General features: G+C 67.7%; 2 protein-coding genes. Both read left to right on the top strand.

Annotated elements, in window-relative coordinates; all coding sequences use genetic code 11:
- The coding region (locus tag AADR41_RS41520; protein ID WP_342287616.1) for a condensation domain-containing protein at positions 1-2,315 on the top strand (2,315 nt) is incomplete at its 5' end.
- The coding region (locus AADR41_RS41525; protein ID WP_342287618.1) for a condensation domain-containing protein at positions 2,312-3,740 on the top strand (1,429 nt) is incomplete at its 3' end. The genes AADR41_RS41520 and AADR41_RS41525, both read left to right, overlap by 4 nt.

Here is a 3,740-nt window from a genome sequence, read left to right on the forward strand (position 1 = left end):
ACGTGATGAGCCTGACGACACAGCCCGATCCGCACGGGGGCACCACGACGCTGGGCCGGCCGGTCACGAACACCACCGCTTACGTCGTCGATCACCACAACCAGCCCGCACCCGTCGGGATCCCCGGGCACGCCCTGCTGGGCGGTATCTGTCTGGCCCGGCACTACCACAACCGGCCCGACCTCACCTGCGAACGCTTCACCCCCAACCCCCTCACTCCGCCCCGGCCCGACCCGCGGGTCTACCACACCGGGGACCTGGTGAAGTGGCGGCCCGACGGCACGCTTGAGTTCATCGGGCGGATCGACAACCAGGTCAAGCTGCGCGGATACCGCATCGAACTCGGCGAGATCGAAGCCGCCCTCAGTACCCATCCCCACATCCACACCGCCGCCGTCACCACCCGCGAAGACACACCCGGCAACAAACAGCTCGTCGCCTACGTTGTCGCCACTCCCGACAACACACCCAGCGCACACCAACTCCGTACGCATCTCCAGCGGCAGCTGCCGGACTACATGGTCCCCAGCACCTACCTCACCCTCGACCACCTGCCCCTGACACCCAACGGGAAGGTCGACACCAAAGCCCTCCCCGCGCCCGACCACCACCGCCCCGAACTCGCCACCACCTACACCGCACCCCGGACGGACACCGAGCGCACCCTTGCCGCGATCTGGTCCGAGATCCTCGGGATCGACACCGTCGGCATCCACGACAACTTCTTCGAACTGGGCGGGGACTCGATCGTCAGCATTCAGATGATCGCTCGGGCCAAGAAGTTCGGCGTGCACCTCACTCCGCGCCTGATCTTCAAGAACCAGACGATCGCCGAGATCGCGGTCCACGCCGCTGCGGCCACGCCGGTCGACGCGGAGCAGGGCCGCGTGACGGGCGAGGTCCCGCTGACACCGATCCAGCACTGGTTCTTCGAGAAGGACCTGCCGACGTTCGACCACTTCAACCAGGCCGAGCTTCTCGTCACCGACGGGCTCGCCCCGGACGTGCTGCGGCTCGCGCTGGCTGACCTGATCGAGCACCACGACGCACTGCGCCTGCGCTGCGTGGACGGGCCCGACGGCTGGCGGCAGTACCTGGACGAGACCGTGGACACCGACATCCTCGACGTGCACGACCTGTCGGGAGTCCCGGACGAGTCCCTGGCACAGGTTTCGCTGGACATCGCGGAGGAGACGCAGCAGAGCCTCGGCCTGGCCAAGGGCCCGTTGCTGCGGGCCGCCCTGCTGGAGTTGGGACCGAAGCGCGGGCAGCGGTTGCTCACGGTCGTACACCACCTGGCGGTCGACGGTGTGTCCTGGCGGATCCTCCTGGAGGACCTGGGCAGTTGCTACGAGCGGCGGGCCGCCGGCCTCGCGCCCCTGCTCCCTGCGAAGACGACGTCGTTCCGGTCGTGGGCCCAGCGGCTGAACGACTTCGCCGACTCCGCTCAGGCACGGGCCGAGTACGCCTACTGGGCCGAGCCCAAACCGGCCGGCCGGGTGCCTCGTGACCGGGACGGCCGCAATGATCTGGGATCCGCCGCCGCAGTCATGGCGGCGCTCAGCCCCGAGGAGACGCGTGCCCTGCTGCGGGACGTGCCACGGGTCTTCAGCACCCGGATCAACGACGCGCTGCTCACCGCACTGGCGCATGCCCTCCGTGACTGGACGGGGGACGACGAGACCCTGATCGGTCTGGAGGGACACGGCCGCGAGGACCTGTTCCCGGACGTGGATCTGTCGCGAACGGTCGGATGGTTCACGTCCGTCTTCCCCGTCGCGCTACGCCTGGCACCGGGAGCCACCGATCCGGTGGCCTCGCTCCAGTCCGTCCGCGAGCAGGTGGCGCGGATCCCCAACAAGGGTGTCGGCTACGGCATCCTGCGCCACCTCGGCGCCCCGGACGTGGCCGCCGAACTGCGTCGGCAGCCCACTCCGGAAGTGAACTTCAACTACCTGGGGCAGTTCACCAGGGACCTGCCGGGCATCGGGCGGTATGCCGGTCCCGACGAGCCCAAGGGCCACTCGATCAGCCCGGACGGCATGCGCTGGAACGTGCTGGACGTGACCGCCGCAGTCGAAGGCGACACGTTCGGCCTGTACATCAACTACTCGACCGCGCTGCACGAGCGGAGCACGGTCGAGCGCCTGGCCGCCGGTGTCGTCGACCACCTGCGCGAGCTGATCGCCGGCACTGCCGGCAGTGCCGGAGGAGCCGGAGGAGCCGACGACGCCCGCCGGGAGTCCCCCGGGGTTCCCCTCACCGATGTCGGTGACGCCGACATGGCCGCGATCCTGAAGAGGTTCTCGATATGAGTGCGCACAACGTGGAAGACGTCTACGGCCTCTCGCCCCTGCAGTTCGGCATGCTCTACCACTCGCTGGAGGACACTTCCGACACGCGCCCCTACATGGTGCAGATGACGGAGGAGGTTGAAGGACCCTTCGACGAGACGCTGTTCGGAGCGGCATGGCAGCAGCTCGTCGACCGGCATTCGATCCTGCGCAGCGCGTTCGTGTGGGAGGGAGTGTCGGAGCCGGTCCAGGTGGTGCAGCGCCGGGCTCCCCTCCCCTTCGAAGTGAGGGATCTGCGCGGTCTGCCCGGTCAGGAGGAGCAGCTGAGCACCTTCCTGACGGAGGACTGGGACCGGGGGTTCGACCTCTCACGGGCCCCGCTGGTCCGGGTCACCGTGCTGCGGATGGAGGAGGAGCGCCGGATCGTCGTCTGGTCGTTCCATCACATCCTTGTCGACGGCTGGAGTGTGCAGATCCTCCAGAAGGAACTGTTCGCCCTCTACCGCGCCCTGCTCGACGGTACTTCCGCCGGACTGCCGCCGACCGTCCCCTACCGCCGTTACATCGAGTGGCTCAACTCCCGGCAGGACGACGGCTCCGCGGCGTTCTGGACCGACTACCTGGCGGGTGTCAGCGAGCCCACTGCCCTGCACGTCGACCGGGACACCGGTGACACCGGAGTCGGTGAGTTCGAAGTGGTCGCCTCCGCAGAGCTGTTCGCGCATGCCCGGGACTACGCCAAGTCCCAGCGCGTCACGATGAACACACTGGTACAGGGACTGTGGTCGGTCCTGCTCTCGCGGTACAGCCGCCAGGACGAGGTACTGTTCGGCTCCACCATCTCGGGCCGGTCGATCGATCTGCCCGGCGTCGAGTCGATGATGGGCCTGTTCATCAACACGCTGCCGGTACGCGGCCGGCTCACGGGCGACCTGGTGGTCTCCGAGTGGTTGAGGGATCTCCAGGACGAACAACTGGACATGCGGCAGTGGGAGTACTGTCACCTCGTCGATGTCCAGAAGCACAGCAGGATCCCGCGCGGCGAGCCGCTGTTCCGGTCGATCCTCGTCTTCGAGAACTACCCGGTGGTGCAGAAGCCGTCGGACTTCCCCGAGGGACTGACGCGGCGCCTGGTCAACTGTGTGGAGCGCACCGGGTACCCGCTGACCCTCGTCGTATCGGCGGGCCGGGCCCTGGAGTTCCGTTTCGTCTACGACCGGAGCAGGTTCGACGCGAAGACGATCGAGCGCATGGCCGGCCACCTTGAGAGCCTGCTGATCTCCTTGGTGGAATCGCCCGGCGCTCGCATCGCCGATCTCAACATGCTCACGGTGGGGGAGCGGCGGGAGGTGTTGGTCGAGTGGAACGGTGTGGCTGGTCCGTATCCGGATGCTGCGACGATTCATCGGCTTGTCGAGGAGCGTGTGGCTGTCTGTCCTGATGCGG

Source organism: Streptomyces sp. CLV115, assembly GCF_038448545.1.
GTDB lineage: Bacteria > Actinomycetota > Actinomycetes > Streptomycetales > Streptomycetaceae > Streptomyces > Streptomyces sanglieri.